Origin of the sequence: Streptomyces sp. NPDC021020 (assembly GCF_044333285.1) — a bacterium.
Lineage (GTDB): Bacteria > Actinomycetota > Actinomycetes > Streptomycetales > Streptomycetaceae > Actinacidiphila.
In genome coordinates this window covers 681,463-698,915 of record NZ_JBIRQQ010000004.1, presented here as the reverse complement: position 1 = coordinate 698,915, position 17,453 = coordinate 681,463, and the positions used below count along the sequence as shown (strand labels likewise).

Here is a 17,453-nt window from a genome sequence, read left to right as displayed (position 1 = left end):
TCGGGTGTCCACAGGCTGAGACAGTACCCAGCCTAGCCCGAGGGCTGCGGGATCCGACATACCCGGCTCCCGGCAACGACCGAATCAGTGAATCCATGACCTCCACACTGCGTATTTCATCGGTTTCGGCTTGCCGGACCGCCGAAGTCTCCTGCACAGTGGGCCGGGTGGCCACACGTGACATGAACGGCGCGCGACCCTCCGTCGACGCGGTGTCGAAGGCGATCATCGAGCAGTTGCAGGAGGACGGCCGCCGCCCCTACGCGGCGATCGGCAAGGCCGTGGGCCTCTCCGAGGCGGCGGTCCGCCAGCGCGTGCAGAAGCTGCTGGACCAGGGCGTGATGCAGATCGTGGCGGTGACCGACCCGCTCACCATCGGCTTCCGGCGGCAGGCGATGGTCGGCATAACCGTGGACGGCGACGTGGAACCGGTCGCCGCCGCCCTGGCCGGGCTGGACGAGGTGGAGTACGTGGTGGTGACCGCGGGCTCCTTCGACCTGCTCGCCGAGATCGTCGCCGAGGACGACGACCATCTGCTGGAGCTGATCAACAAGCGGATCCGTGCGCTGCCCGGTGTGCGGTCCACCGAGAGCTTCGTCTACCTGGGGCTCCGGAAGCAGACCTACTCCTGGGGAACGCGATAGCCATGAGCGCACGCACGTCGGCCGCGGCCTACGACCACCTGTGGATGCACTTCACCCGGATGGGGGACTACGCGGACACGCCCGTTCCGGTCATCGTGCGCGGCGAGGGCGCGTACATCCACGACGACCGCGGCAGGCGCTACATCGACGGGCTCAGCGGCCTGTTCGTGGTCAACGCCGGCCACGGGCGGCGCGAGCTGGCCGAGACCGCCGCCCGGCAGGCGGCGGAGCTGGCGTACTTCCCCGTCTGGGGCTACGCGCACCCGCGGGCGGTGGAGCTCGCCGAGCGGCTGGCGCACCTCGCGCCCGGCGACCTGGACAAGGTCTTCTTCACCACCGGCGGCGGCGAGGCCGTCGAGACGGCGTGGAAGCTGGCGAAGCAGTACCACCGGCTCACCGGCAACCCGGGGAAGTACAAGGTGGTCTCGCGCGCCGTCGCCTACCACGGCACCCCGCACGGCGCGCTGTCCATCACCGGCCTGCCCGAGCTCAAGGCGCCGTTCGAACCGCTGGTGCCGGGCGCGTTCAGGGTGCCGAACACCAACATCTACCGGGCGCCCGTGCACGGCGACGACCCCGAGGCCTTCGGCCGCTGGGCCGCCGACCGGATCGAGGAGCAGATCCTCTTCGAGGGCCCCGACACGGTGGCCGCGGTCTTCCTGGAGCCGGTGCAGAACGCGGGCGGCTGCTTCCCGCCGCCGCCCGGCTACTTCGCGCGGGTGCGGGAGATCTGCGACCGCCACGGTGTGCTGCTCGTCTCCGACGAGGTGATCTGCGCCTTCGGGCGGCTCGGCACGACCTTCGGCTGCGAGCGGTACGGCTACGTGCCGGACATGATCACCTGCGCCAAGGGCATGACGTCCGGCTACTCGCCGATCGGCGCCTGCATCGTCTCCGACCGGGTGGCCGAGCCCTTCCACCGCGGCGGCGAGGCCTTCCTGCACGGCTACACGTTCGGCGGCCACCCGGTCTCCGCCGCCGTCGCCCTCGCCAACCTCGACCTGCTCGACCGCGAGGGCCTGAACCAGCGCGTACGGGACCACGAAGCCGACTTCCACGCCACCCTCGACCGGCTGCGCGACCTGCCCATCGTCGGCGACGTCCGCGGCAGCGGCTACTTCCACGGCATCGAGCTGGTCAAGGACAAGGCCACCAAGGAGACCTTCACGCCGGAGGAGACCGAGCGCGTGCTCTACGGCTTCCTGTCCCGCGAGCTGTTCGCGAACGGCCTCTACTGCCGCGCCGACGACCGCGGCGACCCGGTGATCCAGCTCGCCCCGCCGCTCATCGCCGGGCAGCGGCTCTTCGACGAGATCGAGGCGATCCTGCGGGACGTCCTGACGCGGGCCTGGGCCAAGCTCTGACGCCGGCCGCGGGCGGCCCCGGCTCTCCCGTGGGCCCGGCCCCCCGACCGGCCCCGGCTCTCCCGTGGGCCCGGCCCCCCGACCGGCCCCGGCGGCGCTCACCCGAACGGACGGATCGGCGACCTGCGCCGCCGCGCCTGCGGTCCGACCGGCCACCGGCTGCCTACGGTGCCGGGGAGTGACCGCCCACCCCGGCGCCCGCGCGGCGCACCGGCGCCGTCCGCCGCCGGGGGACGACGACCCGCGGAGGAACGGCATGGTGGCCCCGCCCGACAACGACATGCTCTTCGCCCGCTCGCTGCGCCACTCCCTCCGGGGCTCGCCGGCCCTGCTCGGCGTCACGGTCGGCGTCCGCCAGGGGGAGATCCTCGGTGTGGTCGGGCCGCGCGGCTCCGGCAAGACGACGCTGCTGCGCTGCCTGTCCGGCCAGATCGCGCCGGACGAGGGTGAGGTGTGGTTCGACGGCGGGCGCGTGCACACGCTCCCCGAGGCGGCGCGCGACCTGCTGCGCCGCGAGCGCTTCGGCTGGGTCGGCAGCGAACCCGCGCTGCTACCGGAGCTGACCGCGTGGGAGAACGCGGCGCTGCCGCTGCTGATGCGCGGCGTACGGCCGCGGGCGGCGCGCGCCGAGGCGCAGGAGTGGCTGGACCGGCTGGACATCGGCGGCGCCGCCCGCCGCCACCCCGGGGTGCTGCTCCTGCCCGAGCAGCAGCGGGTCGCGGTGGCCCGGGCGCTGGTCGGTACGCCCGCGGTGGTCTTCGCCGACGACCCGGCCGCGCCGCTGCACCACTCCGACCGCGCCCAGGTGCTGCGCACCCTGGCCAGCGCGGCCCGGTCGCACGGGATGACGGTCGTCCTGGCGGGATCCGACCCGGCTACCGCGGGCTACACCGACCGCACCGTCACACTGCGCGACGGCCGCACGGACTCCCCCGTCCACGCCCCGGACCACGGCACCCCCGACCCGGCCCCGGCGAACGCATGACCGCCGCCGGCGCGCACGGAGCGGTGTCGACCCTGCGGACCGTACGGGAGGTGGCGGCGTGCTGAGCTGGCGGGTGGTGCGGGGGGCGCGGATCGGGGCGCTCGGGCGGTGGCTGACGGTGGTGGCCGCGGCGGGCGGCACGGGACTGCTGCTGCTGTCGGCGCTCGGCTGGGCGCTGGGGCACCAGCAGCCCGGCGCGAGTGCCGGGGTGCGGCTGGTGTGGTGCGTGCTGCCCGCCGCGGCGGCCGTGCAGCTCGCGGCCGTCGCGGGGCTCGCGCAGCCGCTGCGCTGGCCCGGTACGGGGCTCGCCGGGGTGGGGCTGGGCCGGCGGGCGACGGTGCTGGTCGGCGCCGGGAGCGCCGCGCTGGCCTGCACGGCCGGCAGCGGACTCTCCCTGCTGGGCTTCCTCTACCTGCGCGGTGACCTGGGCGGCGTGCCGTACTCCGGTTCGGTCTCGCAGGTGCTGGGCGCGGGGCACCGGCTGCCCGCCGCGGGCGTGGTGACGCTGCTGGCGGTGGTGCCGCTGGGCGCCGCGGCGGCCGTCGCCGTCCGGCTGTGGCAGCCGCCGGCGCCGAAGCCGGGCGCCGGGCCCGCGGGGCTGCCGTGGGGTGTGGCGCTGACCGCGGTGGGGCTCGCGGTGCAGGTGAGCGCGCCGCGCGGGGACGCGCTGCCGCTGCCCAGCGGGCTGGGCGCGGTGTCGGCGGCGACGGTGGCGGGCTGGGTCGTCGCCTCGGCCGGGATGGTGCTGGCGGGCCCGGGTCTGGTGCACCTGTGCGGGCGGCTGCTGGCGCTGCACCGGCCGGGCGCGCTGCGGCTGCTGGCGGGGCGCGCCCTCCAGCAGGAATCCCGCCGGACCGGCCGGCCGCTGGGCCTGGTATGCGCGACGGCGACGGCGGCGCTCGCGGTGCACGACCTGCAGCACGGCTCGGGTCACCGGCTGGGCCCGCTGACGACCTTCGCGGCGGCCCTCATCGGGGTGTGCGTGCTGGCGGTCGCCGGCACCGCCCTCGCGCAGGCGGCGGGCGCGCGCGCCCGGTCGACGACGGCGCTGCGCGAGATCGGCGCGCCGCCGGCGCTGCTGCGCGGTGCGGCGGCGCTGCGCACGGGCGTGGTGCTGGCCGTCGCGGTGCCGCTGACGGCCGTGGTCGCGGCCTTCGCGACCGTTCCGGCGACGCGGTGACGGCGTGAGGGGCCCGGCGGGCTATCGTGCCGCCATGTCCGCCGAGACCGCTCCCCCGCCCGCCCGTGAGATCGAGACCCTCGAGGAGTTCGACCGGGTCGCGCTGACCGGCTCGTTCGCCGGATACCGCGTCCAGGCCGTCGATCTGACGGACCGTACCTTCGCCCTGCTGGTCGCCGACACCACGCAGGCGGTCTTCCTCGGCTGCCTGATGGAGCCGCAGGCGCTCGCGCACGTACGGGCCGGCGGGGCGCTGGTCTTCCCGCCGGTCCCGCACCTGCCCTTCGACCCCTACCGGGCCACCCTCTACAGCCCCGTCGAGCTGTACGCCGACCTGGCGGCCGCGGGCTACGAGCACACGCCGGACGCCCGCGCGTACGACTGGTACCGGCAGAGCGCGGCGGGCGGCGACATACTGGCGTCGATGCTGCGCTCGATCCACGACGACGCGGTGACCGACGCCCTCGACGAGCACCTGGCCGGGGCCCGGGTGGTGGGCGTCATGGGCGGCCACGCGATGAAGCGCGGCACGGACGCCTACGCGGGGGCCGCCCGGCTCGGCCGCGACCTGGCCCGCGCGGGCCTGACCGTGGCGACCGGCGGCGGGCCCGGCGCGATGGAGGCGGCGAACCTCGGCGCGTACGCCGCCCCGCAGGAGGACGTGATGCTCGGCAAGGCGCTGTCGGTGCTCGGCAGCGCCCCGTCCTTCCGGCCGTCGGTCGGCGAGTGGGCCGCGACCGCCTTCGAGGTGCGCGAGCGCTGGCCGGAGGGCGGCAGTTCGCTGGGCGTGCCGACGTGGTTCTACGGGCACGAGCCGCCGAACGCCTTCGCCTCGCACATTGCGAAGTTCTTCGCCAACTCCGTCCGCGAGGACACCCTGCTCGCCCGCTGCAACTCCGGCGTGGTCTTCCTGCCGGGCGCGGCGGGCACCGTGCAGGAGATCTTCGACGCGGCCACCCCCAACTACTACTCCGCGCGCGGCGAGCCGACGCCCATGGTGCTGGTCGACCGGGCGCACTGGACCACCGAGCTGCCCGCGTGGCCGCTGCTCAGCGCGCTGGCCCGCGACCACGCGATGGCCTGGCGCATCGCGCTGGTCGACTCGGTGACCGAGGTGCCGGACGCGCTGACGCGGCTCGCGGAGAAGTGAGCCGGGGCGGGGGCGGCGCGCCGCTCAGACCGCGTCGGCGGCGGCCTCCAGCTCCGAGACCACCAGCTTCTTCATGCCGAGCATGGCCTTCACGGCGGCCTGCGACCTGTTCTGATCCGGGTCGTTGATCAGCTCGTTGAGCCGGGTGGGCACGATCTGCCAGGACACTCCGTAGGGGTCCTTGAGCCAGCCGCAGGGCCCCTCCTCGCCGCCGTTCGCGGTCAGCGCGGACCACAGCCGGTCGACCTCCTCCTGCGAGTCGCAGTCGACGCTGAGCGACATCGCCTCGTTGAAGGTGAATTCCGGCCCGCCGTTGAGCGCGAGGAAGCGCTGCCCACCCAGTTCGAACTCCACGATCATCACGCTGCCCGGTGTCCCGGGGCCGGCCTCGCCGTAGTGCTGCACCTTGACCACGCGGGAGTCGTCGAAGAGCGAGGTGTAGAGCGCCACGGCCTCCTCGGCCTGGTCGTCGTACCAGAGGAACGTCGTGATCTTCTGCTGCATGGCGGGCTCCGTTCTCGTCCGGGTCCTTCGGTCCGCGGGGGGGCGCTCGTGCGCCTCCAGCAGATAGGACGGTCCGGGCCGGCGAAACTCATCGGTGCCCGTTCGGGTGCTTCTTCCGCTCCCGGGGAGGACGGGCGCGGGCAGGACGGGCGCGGGCAGGACGGGCGCGGGCCGCTCAGCCGGGCAGGACGACGACGTCCTCCGGGTCGAACACCACGCCGACGGCCGCGCCCTCGGCCGGAGCGGCGCGCAGCGCGCACTCCGCCTCCAGCTCGGGGCCGCGCTCGGGCCGCAGCGTCACGGCCACGTGCCCGCCGCGGAAGGTGCGGGCGGCCACGGTGCAGCGCAGCGCGCCCGCCGCGTCCGGGGCGACCAGGCGCACCCCGGTGGGCCGGACCAGCAGCCGGCAGGGGCCGTCCGGGGTGCCGGGCGGTACGGGCAGCCCGCCCCAGCCGGTGGCGGCCGTGCCGCCGGTCACGACGGCGCCGGTGACGGCGTCGAAGCCCAGGAAGCGGGCGACGAACTCGTCCGCCGGGTGCTGCCAGACCTCCAGCGGGGTGCCCGTCTGGGCGATCCGGCCGTCGCGCATGACGACCACGCGGTCGGCGAGCGCGAAGGCCTCGCCCTGGTCGTGGGTGACGGCCAGCACGGTGGTGCCCAGCCGTCCGAAGAGCTGCCGCAGCTCCACGACCAGCCGTTCGCGCAGCGAGCGGTCGAGCTGGCCGAGCGGCTCGTCCAGCATGAGCAGCCGCGGTTCGGGCGCCAGCGCGCGGGCGAGGGCGACCCGCTGCTGCTCGCCGCCGGACAGCTCCGCGACGCCGCGGGACTGCGCACCGGGCAGGCCGACCAGGTCGAGCAGCTCGGCGACCCGCTGCTCGCGCCGCTCGCGCGGCGCCTTGTGCATGCGCGGCCCGAAGCCGACGTTCCCGCCGACGTCCCGCTGCGGGAAGAGCTGGTGGTCCTGGAACATCAGCCCGACGCCGCGCCGGTGCGGCGGCACCCCGCGCTGGTCGGCGCCGTCCAGCAGCACCTGTCCCGAGGCCAGGTCCTGCAGCCCGGCCACGACCCGCAGCAGCGTGGACTTACCGCTGCCGCTGGGCCCCAGCACACAGACGATCTCGTGCTCGGCAACGGCCAGGTCGACCGCGTCCAGCGCGGTCCGCTGCCCGAAGCGCACGGTCGCGGCGTCCAGCCGCAGCAGGGCGCCGTCCCCCGGCGAGGGGCCTGCGGCCGACCCGGCGATGTGCCGCGGCTCGGCAGTATGCCCCGGCTCGGCAATGTGCGAGGCACCGGCGGGATGTACGGGGCCGGGGGTACGCGTCGGATCGGCGTTCTTCACAGCGGGTCACAGCTCCCCGGCGCTCGTGGGGCGGAAACGTTCCAGCACCAGCAGGCTGGCGGCGCAGACCACCATCAGCACGGTGCTCAGGGCCATCGCCTGGCCGTAGTTCATGGGCCCGGCGCGGCCCAGCAGGCGGGCGACGGCGACCGGCAGGGTGGGGTTGTCGGGACGGGCGATGAAGACGGTGGCGCCGAACTCGCCGAGCGAGACGGCGAAGGCGAAACCCGCGGCAATGGCCACGGCCCGGGAGACCAGCGGCAGTTCCACCTCGCGCCACACCCGCCAGGGCGAGGCGCCCAGCACCGCCGCGGCCTCCCGCAGCCGGGTGTCGACGGCCCGCAGCACCGGCAGCATCACCCGCACGACGAAGGGCGCGCCCACCAGCGCCTGTGCGAGCGGCACCAGCAGCCAGGAGTCCCGCAGGTCCAGCGGCGGCTTGTCCAGGGCGATGAGGAATCCGAAGCCGATGGTGACGGCGGAGGTGCCGAGCGGCAGCATCAGCAGCGCGTCGAAGCCGCGCATCAGCCGCCCCGGCCTGCGCACCAGCGCGGCCGCCGCGAGCCCGCCGATCACCAGGGCGATGATGGTGGCCAGCGCCGCGAAGCGCAGCGAATTGCCGACGGTCTGCCAGGGGGCGACGCTGAAGGTGCCGCCGTCGTCCGACCCGAGGGCGCGGTAGAAGGCCAGGCCGTAGCCGCCGGGGGTGTCGAAGGAGCGGGCGGCGAGCACGCCGAGCGGCAGCAGGATGACCACGGCGACGACCGCGAGGACGGCGCCGAGCAGGGTGCGCTCTGCCGCGCCGCTCGGCCGGTGCGCGGTACGCGCGGGGTCCACCAGCTTCAGCGCCGACTCGCGCCGCCGTACCGTCCAGCCGTGCAGGGCGAGGATGGCCAGCACCGCGGCGAATTGCAGCAGGGTCAGCACGGCCGCCGTCGGCAGGTCGAAGATCTCGGCGGTCTGCCGGTAGATCTCGACCTCCAGGGTGGAGTAGAGCGGTCCGCCGAGGATCTGGATGACGCCGAAGGAGGTGAAGGTGAAGAGGTAGACCATGAGCGCGGCAGCGGCCACCGACGGGCCGAGCGCGGGCAGCGTCACGCTGCGCCAGGCGGCGAAGCGGCCCGCGCCGAGCATCCGGGCGGCCTCCTCCTGCGCCGGGTCCAGCTGCGCCCACAGCCCGCCGACGGTGCGGACCACGACGGCGAAGTTGAAGAAGACGTGCGCGACGAGGATCGCCCACACGCCGGTGTCGAGCCGCACCCCGAGCAGCGAGTCGGTGAAGCCGCCGCGGCCGAGCAGCGCCAGGAAGGCCGAGCCCGCGACGACGGTCGGCAGCACGAAGGGCACCGTCACGACCGCGCGCAGCAGCCGCCGCCCGGGGAAGTCCAGCCGCGCGAAGACGTACGCGGCGGGCAGCCCCACCAGCAGCGTCAGCCCGGTCGAGGCGGCGGCCTGCCAGCAGGTGAACCACAGCACGTGCCGGATCCCGGGGTCGCCCAGCACGTCGCCGATCCGGCTCAGGTGCCAGGCGCCGCCCTGGTGCAGCCCGCGGCCGACGATCGCCGCCACCGGGTAGCCGAAGAAGGCCGCGAAGAAGAGCAGCGGCAGCGCCGTCAGCGCGGCGCGCACCGCCAGGGCGCGGCGCCGCGAGCCGCGGGCCCCGTCCCGCCGCGCGCCGCGCGGAGGCGCGGTCCGCAGCGTGCTCACGTCACGCTCACTTCAGGACGATCCCGTTCCACGCCTGGACCCATTCGTCGCGCTTGGCGGCGATGGTGTCGGGCGCGAGCGTGGTGGGGTGCTCGACCTTGGCGCCGTACTTGACGAAGACCGGCGGCTCGACGGCGTCGCCGCGCACCGGGTCGACGTACATCTGGAGCGGCATGTCCTGCTGGAAGGTCTTGCCGAGCATGAAGTCGATGAGGGCCTTGCCGCCCGCGGGGTTCTTCGCGCCGTGCAGCAGGCCGGCGAACTCGATCTGCCGGAAGCACGTGCCGGTCGCCACGCCGACGGGCGACTGCGCGGGCGCGGGGCTGACGCCGAGGACCTCGGCGGGCGGGCTGGAGGCGTAGGAGACCGCCAGCGGCCGGTCGCCCTTGGCCTGCTTGCCCGCGGACGAGCCGGAGAACCGGTCGTTGTACGCCTGCTCCCAGCTGTCGACGACCTCGACGCCGTTGGCCTTGAGCTGCTTCCAGTAGTCCTGCCACCCCGAATCGCCGTAGGTGGCCGCGCTGCCCAGCAGGAAGGCCAGGCCGGGCGAGGACGTCGAGACGTTCTCGGTGACCAGCAGGTTCTTGTAGGCGGGCTTGACCAGGTCGGCGAAGGTCTGCGGCGGGGCCAGGTGGTGGGACGTGAAGTAGGCCCGGTCGTAGTTGACGCAGACGTCGCCGGAGTCGATCGGCGTGACGCGGTGCTGCGCGGCGTCCAGTTGCAGGTCGGCGGCGACCTGCCCGAGGTCCTTGGCGGCGTAGGGCGTGAACAGGCCGTTGTCGAGCGCGCGGGACAGCAGGGTGTTGTCGACGCCGAAGAAGACGTCGCCGCGCGGGTGGTCCTTGGTGAGGATGGCCTGGTTGACGGCCGCGCCCGCGTCCCCGCCGCGCAGCACCTTGACGGTGTAGCCGGTCTCCTTGGTGAATTCCGCGAGGACGGACTTCGAGGCCGCGAACGAGTCGTGGCTGACGAGCGTGACGGTCTTGGAGCCGGAGCCCGCCGCCTTGTCGCCGTCGCCCGAGTCGCTGCCGCACGCGGCCAGGACGGACGCCGCCGTGCCGGCGGCGACGAGCGCGCCCACGGCACGCCGAGCAGTGGTCTTCATCTGTGCTGACTCCCTACGCCGGTATGACCCGGATCAGGTGGGAGGGTCTGCGGCCTGGGATCCTTCGCCGGATCCCTCGCCGCACTCTCAGCGCCGTCGCAGGCGCTCCCCTGTCGGAATGTTCTGTTGTACGACCGCCAACGGCCGCCGACGACCGCGTGTACGGCCGCGAGCTGCGGTGACCGCGGGCCGACGCGAGCGCCGACCGTACGATAGCAGCAGGTCAGCGCTCCGCCGCCGCCAGCTGCCCGCAGGCGCCGTCGATCTCCTGGCCACGGGTGTCGCGTACGGTCACGGGCACGCCGTGCGCCTCAAGACCGGCCACGAAGGCCCGCTCGTCCTCCGGGCGGGAGGCCGTCCACTTGGACCCGGGCGTGGGGTTGAGCGGGATCAGGTTGACGTGCACCCGGTGGTTCTTCAGCAGCTTGCCCAGCCGGTCGGCACGCCATGCCTGGTCGTTGACGTCGCGGATCAGCGCGTACTCGATCGAGATCCGGCGCCCGGAGACCTCGGCGTAGTGCCAGGCCGCGTCCAGCACCTCGCGCACCTTCCAGCGGGTGTTGACCGGCACCAGGGTGTCGCGCAGCTCGTCGTCCGGGGCGTGCAGGGAGACCGCGAGGCGGCACTTGAAGCCCTCGTCCGCGAAGCGGTGCATGGCCGGCACCAGGCCCACCGTGGAGACGGTGATACCGCGCTGCGACAGCCCCAGGCCGTCCGGCTCGGGGTCGGTCAGCCGGCGGATCGCACCGACCACGCGGTTGTAGTTGGCGAGCGGCTCGCCCATCCCCATGAAGACGACGTTCGACAGCCGGGCCGGTCCGCCCGGCACCTCCCCGTCGCGCAGCGACTTCATGCCGGCCACGATCTGGTGCACGATCTCCGCGGTCGACAGGTTGCGGTCCAGACCGGCCTGGCCGGTGGCGCAGAAGGGGCAGTTCATGCCGCAGCCGGCCTGTGACGAGATGCACATGGTGACGCGGTCCGGGTAGCGCATCAGCACCGACTCGACGAGCGTCCCGTCGAAGAGCCGCCACAGCGTCTTGCGGGTGTCGCCGTCGTCGCACGAGGCGTGCCGGACGACGGTCATGAGCTCCGGCAGCAGATCCCCGGCGAGCTTGCCGCGGGCCGCGGCCGGGATGTCCGTCCAGGCGGCGGGGTCGTCGGCGTACCGCGCGAAGTAGTGCTGCGACAGCTGCTTGGCCCGGAAGGGCTTCTCCCCGAGCGCGGCCACCGCCTCCCGTCGTTCGGCGGGCGAGAGGTCGGCGAGATGCCGCGGGGGCTTCTTGGCCCCGCGCGGCACGGCGAAAGTCAGTTCTCCGGGTGCAGGCATGATTCCTCCAGTGTCCCAGATCGCGGAGGAAGCCCGCGCCGCGCGGGCGGCGGCCCTGTGGAGAACCCTGCCGGGGACGCGGGCGGGGTCAGCCCTGGCCGACGAAGGCGACCAGCAGGAGCCAGACGATCGGGGCGGTCGGCAGCAGGCTGTCGAGGCGGTCCATGATGCCGCCGTGGCCCGGCAGCAGGGTGCCCATGTCCTTGATGTCGAGATCCCGCTTGATCATCGACTCGCCGAGGTCGCCGAGGGTGGCGCTGACCGCGGCGGCCAGGCCCAGGACCAGGCCCTGCCACCAGTGGCCGCCGTCGATGGAGAACTCCATCAGCAGCGCGCCCGCCACCATGGCGAAGCCGATCGCGCCCGCGAGCCCCGCGCGGGTCTTGCCGGGGCTGATCCGCGGGGCGAGCTTGGTGCGGCCGAAGCGCCAGCCGACCGCGTAGGCGCCCGTGTCGCTGACCACGGTGAGCACGAGGAAGGCCAGCACCCGGCGGGGGCCGTCGTCCGCGGCGAGCATCATCACCACGAAGGTGGCGAGGAAGGGCACGTAGAAGGCCACGAAGACGGCCGCCGTGACGTCCCTGAGGTAGTCGTGCGGGGGCTGGGCCATACGCCAGACCAGGATCGCCAGCGCGGTCAGCGCCATCGCGATCCAGGCCCCGTCGGCGCCCTTCAGATACCCGACGACCACCATGGCCGCGCCGCCCACCACGAGCGGCACCAGCGGCGCGTGGATGCCCTTGCGCTCGGCGAGCCGCGAGGTCAGCTCCCACACGCCGACCGCGACGGCCGCCACCACGACGCCGACGAAGACCTGCTTGACGAGGAAGAGCGAGGCCAGCACCACCACGCCGAGCCCGACGCCCACGCCTATCGCCGCCTGGAGGTTCCGCCCTGCGGACTTCTTCGCGGGGGCGGGCTGCGGGGGCGTCGGTTCGGACGCCGGCGGCGAGGGCGGCATAGCTGGAGTCTTCCTCCCGGTGCGGCTTTCCGCCGCGGAATACGCCGCCGGGGCGGTGACCACGGCCTCGGCGACGTCGGTGGCCGCGGCTGCGGTGTTCTCCGTTGCTCCCCGGTGACCGGCGCGCGGCGAAGCGCCCCAGGAAGAGTCGTTCACTGAGCTTCGCCTCGCGTCGTCGTCGGGGTGTGCGGAGGAGCGGGTGCGGGCCGGCGGGCCCTCGGGCCGCGGCCGGGCCCGGAACGGGCCGCAGGAGGCCCGTGAAGGGCCCCCGCGGGGCCCGGGGAGGGTCGTGGACGGCACAGGGGGCCGTCAGACCTCCAGCAGCTCCGCTTCCTTGTGCTTGAGCAGCTCGTCGACCTGGGCGACGTACTTCGACGTCGTGTCGTCGAGCTCCTTCTCCGCGCGGCGCACCTCGTCCTCGCCGGACTCGCCGTCCTTGACCAGCTTGTCCAGCGTCTCCTTCGCCTTGCGGCGGACGCTGCGGATGGAGATCTTGGCGTCCTCGCCCTTGCCCTTGGCGACCTTGATGAACTCGCGCCGCCGCTCCTCGGTGAGCTGCGGGAAGACCACCCGGATGATGCGGCCGTCGTTGCTCGGGTTGACGCCGAGGTCGGAGTTGCGGATCGCCTCCTCGATGTTGCGCAGGCTGCTGCTGTCGAAGGGGGTGATCACCGCCATCCGCGGCTCGGGCACCGAGAAGGACGCCAGCTGGTTGATCGGGGTGATCGCGCCGTAGTACTCGGCCACGATCTTGTTGAACATCGCCGGGTGCGCGCGGCCGGTACGGATCGCCGCGAAGTCGTCCTTGGCGACCTCGACGGCCTTCTCCATCTTCTCCTCGGCCTCGAGGAGGGTTTCTTCAATCACCATGTGCTCCTGGTTTTCAGAAGGCGGGGCCCTGCGGGCGCGGCCCCTGCGCGCGTCTGTCCTGCACGGTGTCCGACCGGCAGCGTGTTGTCCATCCCCTGATGCCCCGTGGCGGCCTGCGGCTAGCCCCTGGTGCCCTGGGTGTTGACCAGTGTGCCGATCTTCTCACCCTTGACCGCGCGGGCGATGTTGCCCTCGGCGAGCAGTTCGAAGACCAGGATCGGCAGCTTGTTGTCCTGGCACAGGGTGATGGCGGTGAGGTCGGCGACGCGCAGGTCGCGCGTGATGACCTCGCCGTATTCCAGGGCGTCGAACATGGTCGCGTCCGGGTTGAGCTTGGGGTCGGAGTCGTAGACCCCGTCGACCCCGTTCTTGCCCATGAGCAGGGCGGCCGCGTCGATCTCCAGCGCGCGCTGCGCGGCGGTGGTGTCGGTGGAGAAGTACGGCATGCCCATACCGGCGCCGAAGATCACCACACGGCCCTTTTCCAGGTGCCGCACCGCGCGCAGCGGGATGTAGGGCTCGGCGACCTGGCCCATGGTGATGGCGGTCTGCACCCGGGTCTCGACGCCTTCCTTCTCCAGGAAGTCCTGGAGCGCCAGGCAGTTCATGACCGTGCCGAGCATGCCCATGTAGTCGGAGCGCGCCCGGTCCATGCCGCGCTGCTGGAGCTCGGCGCCGCGGAAGAAGTTGCCGCCGCCGATGACGAGGGCGATCTCGTAGCCGTCCGCGACGACCGCGGCGACCTCGCGGGCGATGGCGTGCACGACGTCGGGGTCGACACCGAGCCCGCCGCCCCCGGCGAAGGCCTCGCCGGACAGCTTGAGCAGGAAACGGCGGCCCGCGCCGGGGGCGCCGGTCGGGGCCTGTGCGGGGGCTTGGTTCATGGAGATCTCCTCGTGCACGTACAAAGGAGGCCACTGCCGCGGGTCCTTGTGGGTTCCCGTGACGGCAATGGCCTCCTTGTCACCTCTGCGGCCGGCCGGCGGGCGGCCGGTCGCGTACGACCCTAGCGGGCTCCCGGGTCAGACGCCCACGCGGAAGCGCGCGAAGGCCTGCAGCGTCACGCCGGCCTCGTCGAGCACCTTCTGCACGGTCTTCTTGGCGTCCTTGGCGAAGGACTGCTCAAGGACGACGTTCTCCTTGAAGAAGCCGTTGACGCGGCCCTCGACGATACGCGGCAGGGCGGCCTCGGGCTTGCCCTCCTCGCGCGCGGTGGCCTCGGCGACACGGCGCTCGTTCTCCACCGTCTCGGCGTCGATCTCGTCACGGGTCAGGTACTTCGGCGCGAAGGCGGCGATGTGCTGGGCGACGTCCTTGGCGGTCTGCGCGTCGGCCTTGTCCAGCTCGACCAGGACGCCGACCTGCGGGGGCAGGTCCGGGCTGGTGCGGTGCAGGTAGGAGGCGACGTAGGTGCCGGTGAACTGCGCGAAGCGGTCCAGCACGATCTTCTCGCCGAGGGTCGCGTTGGCCTCGTCGACGAACGCCTGCACGGTCTGGCCGGGCTTGATCTCGGAGGCGAGCAGCGCGGTGATGTCGGCCGGCTTGGTCGCGGCGACGTGGGCGGCGATGGCGTCGGCGACGGCGACGAACTTGTCTCCCTTGGCGACGAAGTCCGTCTCGCACTTCAGCTCGACGAGGACGCCCTCGGAGTTGTCGGCGGAGATCAGGGACACCACGGCGCCGTTGGAGGCCGAGCGGCCCTCGCGCTTGGTGACACCCTTCTGGCCCTTGACGCGGAGGATCTCGACGGCCTTGTCCAGGTCGCCTTCGGCCTCGGTGAGGGCGTTCTTGCAGTCCATCATGCCCGCGGCGGTCAGCTCGCGGAGCTTCTTGACGTCAGCGGCGGTGAAGTTCGCCATGGGTCTGTGTCTCTTCCCGAATGGTCGGTGGATCTACGGGTGGACGGCGGGGGCACAGGGCCCCCGCCGTCGTCACGCGTGGGGCCGGCGGCCGTCGTCGGCCGGCCGGCCTCAGGTCAGGCCTGCTCGGCGTCGCCCTCGGCGGCCGGCGCGTCCGCGGCAGGGGCCTCGGCGGCCGGAGCCTCGGTGGCCTCGGCGGCGGGCGCCTCGGTGGCGGGCGCCTCGGTGGCGGGGGCCTCGGCCGCGTCGTCGGCCTTCTTCTCGCCCTCCAGCAGGTCGCGCTCCCACTCGGCCAGCGGCTCGGAGCCGCCCTCGGCCTTCTTGTCGCCCAGCGCGGCGCCGGAGCGGGCGATCAGGCCCTCGGCGACGGCGTCGGCGATCACGCGGGTGAGCAGCGTGACGGAGCGGATCGCGTCGTCGTTGCCCGGGATCTTGTAGTCGACCTCGTCGGGGTCGCAGTTGGTGTCGAGGATCGCGACGACCGGGATGCGGAGCTTGCGCGCCTCACCGACGGCGATGTGCTCCTTCTTGGTGTCGACGATCCAGACGGCGCTCGGCACCTTCTGCATCTCGCGGATGCCGCCGAGGGTCTTCTCCAGCTTGTCCTTCTCGCGGGAGAGGACCAGGAGCTCCTTCTTGGTCAGGCCGGACGCGGCCACGTCCTCGAAGTCGATCTCCTCGAGCTCCTTGAGGCGCTGCAGGCGCTTGTAGACGGTCGAGAAGTTGGTGAGCATGCCGCCCAGCCAGCGCTGGTTGACGTAGGGCATGCCGACGCGCGAGGCCTGCTCGGCGATGGCCTCCTGCGCCTGCTTCTTCGTACCGACGAACATGATGGAGCCGCCGTGCGCGACGGTCTCCTTGACGAACTCGTAGGCGCGGTCGATGTACGACAGCGACTGGAGCAGGTCGATGATGTAGATGCCGTTGCGCTCGGTGAAGATGAAGCGCTTCATCTTCGGGTTCCAGCGGCGGGTCTGGTGCCCGAAGTGGACGCCGCTCTCCAGCAGCTCCCGCATCGTGACGACGGCCATGGCCGTACTCCTTGAGGTGCTCGGTTACCGCGACAGCCGGACGGCCGTCGCGCCTGACGCCCCGGCGCGCCGTGCCACGAGGGACCGAGGGGCGCGGCCACCGCCCCTGAGACGGGGGATGGTGGCGGGGCGTGCGAAGTCGACCCGGTGACCCGGATCGCCAGAGAAAGTGTACGGGACCCGCGGAGCCCCAGGCGACACCCAGGTTATCCACAGGCCGCGACCATGATCATCTTTCGGCGGCCGGATGCGGGATCGTCGTGTCATGGCGTTCACGACGGTGTGGTTGACGATGGTGGCGGCGCTGCTCGCGGCTGCGGGCGGGCAACCCGAAGGGCCGTCCCCCGCGGTGCCGGGCGGCGGTCGCAGCTGGCCGGTGGCCGGGCAGGGGCCGCGCGGGCGGCCGGTGGTGCTGCGGGCGTTCGAGGCGCCCGCGACACCGTGGGGAGCCGGGCACCGCGGGGTCGACCTGCCGGCCGGGCCGGGTGCGCGGGTGCGGGCGGCGGCGCCGGGCGAGGTGGTCTTCGCCGGGCGGGTGGGGGGCCGGGGCGTGCTGGTGCTGCGGATCGGGCCGGAGCTGCGGATCACGTACGAGCCGGTGCGCGCGGCGGTCCCGGTCGGCGCGCGGGTGGCGGCGGGGCAGCCGGTGGGCACGCTGGAAGGAGCGGCCGCGCACTGCCCGGGGGCCTGCCTGCACTGGGGGCTGCTGCGGTCGGGGCCGGGCGGTGACGTCTATCTGGACCCGCTGTCGCTGCTGCCCCGCTGGATACGGCGCGGCGGGCCGTCGCGGCTGCTGCCGGTCGCCGGGATCCCGGCGCCTTCCTGAGGGGGCCGGGCGCCGTCAGCCGGTGACGCCGCGCAGGGCCATCGCGACGGCGGCGCGGGTGATCACCTCGGGGTCCTCCGCGGCGCCGATCTCGATACGGCGCACCGCCGCGTCGACGACGCCCTGGAGCAGCATCGCGGTGAGCCGGGGCTCCGCGTGGCCGAGATCGGAGAGGGCGGCGACGACCATGGCGACCAGGCCGCCGTGGGCGGCGCGGATCTTCTCCCGGGCGCCGGCGTCCAGTTCGCCCGCGGAGATCGCCACCACGGCGCGGTGCCGGCGGTCGCCGACCAGGGCGAGCTGGCTGCGGACGTACGCCTCGATACGTCCCTCGGCGGTGCCGGCGGCCTCCATCGCGGCCTCGACCTCGGCGGCCCAGACCGGGAAGTCGACGGCGCACAGCTCCTCGACCACGGCGGCGCGGGAGCGGAAGTACTCGTAGACGGACGAGCGGGCGAGTCCGGTGCGCTCGGCGAGCGCCGGGAAGGTCAGCGCCTCCGTGCCGCCCTCGGAGAGCAGGGCGCGGGCGGCGTCCAGCAGGGCCCGGCGCTGCATCGTGCGGTGTTCGGCCACCGAGGCCGCTCGAATCCTGGGCATT

The 17,453-nt window shown here is 73.6% G+C and carries 17 protein-coding genes and 1 riboswitch; of the genes, 6 read left to right on the top strand and 11 right to left on the bottom strand.

Annotated features, from left to right (window positions below; translation table 11 throughout):
* Window positions 1-182 precede the first annotated feature (182 nt).
* From ACH4SL_RS14825 to ACH4SL_RS14805, 5 genes are all read left to right on the top strand, one after another.
* Window positions 183-644: an Lrp/AsnC family transcriptional regulator gene (locus ACH4SL_RS14825; RefSeq protein WP_398445360.1), complete on the top strand. Its 462-nt coding sequence runs from the start codon at window positions 183-185 to the stop codon at window positions 642-644.
* Between the two features lie 2 nt (window positions 645-646).
* The gene (locus tag ACH4SL_RS14820; RefSeq protein ID WP_398445169.1) at window positions 647-2,008 is read left to right on the top strand and encodes an aspartate aminotransferase family protein; all 1,362 of its coding nucleotides are present in this window, start codon (window positions 647-649) and stop codon (window positions 2,006-2,008) included.
* Between the two features lie 256 nt (window positions 2,009-2,264).
* Window positions 2,265-2,993, top strand: a complete 729-nt coding sequence (locus ACH4SL_RS14815; protein WP_398445358.1) for an ABC transporter ATP-binding protein — start codon at window positions 2,265-2,267, stop codon at window positions 2,991-2,993.
* Between the two features lie 58 nt (window positions 2,994-3,051).
* Window positions 3,052-4,173 (top strand): hypothetical protein, encoded by a 1,122-nt coding sequence (locus ACH4SL_RS14810; RefSeq protein ID WP_398445167.1) that lies wholly within the window; start codon window positions 3,052-3,054, stop codon window positions 4,171-4,173.
* 34 nt (window positions 4,174-4,207) lie between these two features.
* Window positions 4,208-5,323, top strand: a complete 1,116-nt coding sequence (locus ACH4SL_RS14805; protein WP_398445165.1) for an LOG family protein — start codon at window positions 4,208-4,210, stop codon at window positions 5,321-5,323.
* Between the two features lie 24 nt (window positions 5,324-5,347).
* Here the strand turns inward: ACH4SL_RS14805 and ACH4SL_RS14800 are convergent, their stop codons facing one another.
* The 10 genes from ACH4SL_RS14800 to rpsB all read right to left on the bottom strand — a co-directional run bounded on the left by ACH4SL_RS14800 (window position 5,348) and on the right by rpsB (window position 16,029).
* Complete coding sequence (locus tag ACH4SL_RS14800) at window positions 5,348-5,827, bottom strand: VOC family protein (RefSeq protein ID WP_398445163.1); 480 nt, start codon at window positions 5,825-5,827, stop codon at window positions 5,348-5,350.
* Window positions 5,828-6,002: 175 nt separating this feature from the next.
* Window positions 6,003-7,070, bottom strand: coding sequence for an ABC transporter ATP-binding protein (locus ACH4SL_RS14795; RefSeq protein ID WP_398445356.1), 1,068 nt, complete (start codon window positions 7,068-7,070; stop codon window positions 6,003-6,005).
* A gap of 102 nt (window positions 7,071-7,172) precedes the next feature.
* Complete coding sequence (locus ACH4SL_RS14790) at window positions 7,173-8,795, bottom strand: ABC transporter permease (protein ID WP_398445354.1); 1,623 nt, start codon at window positions 8,793-8,795, stop codon at window positions 7,173-7,175.
* 85 nt (window positions 8,796-8,880) lie between these two features.
* On the bottom strand, window positions 8,881-9,978 hold the full coding sequence (locus tag ACH4SL_RS14785) for a thiamine ABC transporter substrate binding subunit (RefSeq protein ID WP_398445161.1): 1,098 nt from the start codon (window positions 9,976-9,978) through the stop codon (window positions 8,881-8,883).
* Window positions 9,972-10,100, bottom strand: a riboswitch (TPP riboswitch). It overlaps the preceding gene by 7 nt.
* 101 nt (window positions 10,101-10,201) lie before the next feature.
* The gene (gene rlmN / locus ACH4SL_RS14780) at window positions 10,202-11,308 is read right to left on the bottom strand and encodes a 23S rRNA (adenine(2503)-C(2))-methyltransferase RlmN (RefSeq protein WP_398445158.1); all 1,107 of its coding nucleotides are present in this window, start codon (window positions 11,306-11,308) and stop codon (window positions 10,202-10,204) included.
* Window positions 11,309-11,396: 88 nt separating this feature from the next.
* Complete coding sequence (locus ACH4SL_RS14775) at window positions 11,397-12,425, bottom strand: phosphatidate cytidylyltransferase (RefSeq protein ID WP_398445156.1); 1,029 nt, start codon at window positions 12,423-12,425, stop codon at window positions 11,397-11,399.
* 153 nt (window positions 12,426-12,578) lie between these two features.
* Window positions 12,579-13,136 (bottom strand): ribosome recycling factor, encoded by a 558-nt coding sequence (gene frr, locus ACH4SL_RS14770; RefSeq protein WP_398445352.1) that lies wholly within the window; start codon window positions 13,134-13,136, stop codon window positions 12,579-12,581.
* Window positions 13,137-13,258: 122 nt separating this feature from the next.
* Window positions 13,259-14,023 (bottom strand): UMP kinase, encoded by a 765-nt coding sequence (pyrH, locus tag ACH4SL_RS14765; protein ID WP_398445153.1) that lies wholly within the window; start codon window positions 14,021-14,023, stop codon window positions 13,259-13,261.
* Between the two features lie 138 nt (window positions 14,024-14,161).
* A complete protein-coding gene (gene tsf, locus ACH4SL_RS14760) occupies window positions 14,162-14,998 on the bottom strand; it encodes a translation elongation factor Ts (protein ID WP_398445151.1) in 837 nt (278 codons plus the stop codon).
* Window positions 14,999-15,114: 116 nt separating this feature from the next.
* Window positions 15,115-16,029: a 30S ribosomal protein S2 gene (gene rpsB, locus ACH4SL_RS14755; RefSeq protein WP_398445148.1), complete on the bottom strand. Its 915-nt coding sequence runs from the start codon at window positions 16,027-16,029 to the stop codon at window positions 15,115-15,117.
* A gap of 265 nt (window positions 16,030-16,294) precedes the next feature.
* Between rpsB and ACH4SL_RS14750 the strand changes: the two genes are divergently transcribed.
* The gene (locus ACH4SL_RS14750) at window positions 16,295-16,855 is read left to right on the top strand and encodes a murein hydrolase activator EnvC family protein (RefSeq protein WP_398445146.1); all 561 of its coding nucleotides are present in this window, start codon (window positions 16,295-16,297) and stop codon (window positions 16,853-16,855) included.
* 15 nt (window positions 16,856-16,870) lie between these two features.
* Here the strand turns inward: ACH4SL_RS14750 and ACH4SL_RS14745 are convergent, their stop codons facing one another.
* Window positions 16,871-17,428 carry a TetR/AcrR family transcriptional regulator gene (locus tag ACH4SL_RS14745; RefSeq protein ID WP_398445349.1) on the bottom strand — a complete coding sequence of 186 codons (558 nt, stop codon included), beginning with the start codon at window positions 17,426-17,428 and terminating at the stop codon, window positions 16,871-16,873.
* Between the last annotated feature and the right edge of the window lie 25 nt (window positions 17,429-17,453).

Coding starts and splice junctions, on each gene's coding strand:
- ACH4SL_RS14815 (WP_398445358.1), top strand. CDS start 2,265: ATGGTGGCCCCGCCCGACAACGACATGCTCTTCGCCCGCTCGCTGCGC.
- rlmN (WP_398445158.1), bottom strand. CDS start 11,308: ATGCCTGCACCCGGAGAACTGACTTTCGCCGTGCCGCGCGGGGCCAAG.
- ACH4SL_RS14805 (WP_398445165.1), top strand. CDS start 4,208: ATGTCCGCCGAGACCGCTCCCCCGCCCGCCCGTGAGATCGAGACCCTC.
- ACH4SL_RS14825 (WP_398445360.1), top strand. CDS start 183: ATGAACGGCGCGCGACCCTCCGTCGACGCGGTGTCGAAGGCGATCATC.
- ACH4SL_RS14820 (WP_398445169.1), top strand. CDS start 647: ATGAGCGCACGCACGTCGGCCGCGGCCTACGACCACCTGTGGATGCAC.
- tsf (WP_398445151.1), bottom strand. CDS start 14,998: ATGGCGAACTTCACCGCCGCTGACGTCAAGAAGCTCCGCGAGCTGACC.
- pyrH (WP_398445153.1), bottom strand. CDS start 14,023: ATGAACCAAGCCCCCGCACAGGCCCCGACCGGCGCCCCCGGCGCGGGC.
- ACH4SL_RS14750 (WP_398445146.1), top strand. CDS start 16,295: ATGGCGTTCACGACGGTGTGGTTGACGATGGTGGCGGCGCTGCTCGCG.
- ACH4SL_RS14800 (WP_398445163.1), bottom strand. CDS start 5,827: ATGCAGCAGAAGATCACGACGTTCCTCTGGTACGACGACCAGGCCGAG.
- rpsB (WP_398445148.1), bottom strand. CDS start 16,029: ATGGCCGTCGTCACGATGCGGGAGCTGCTGGAGAGCGGCGTCCACTTC.
- ACH4SL_RS14785 (WP_398445161.1), bottom strand. CDS start 9,978: ATGAAGACCACTGCTCGGCGTGCCGTGGGCGCGCTCGTCGCCGCCGGC.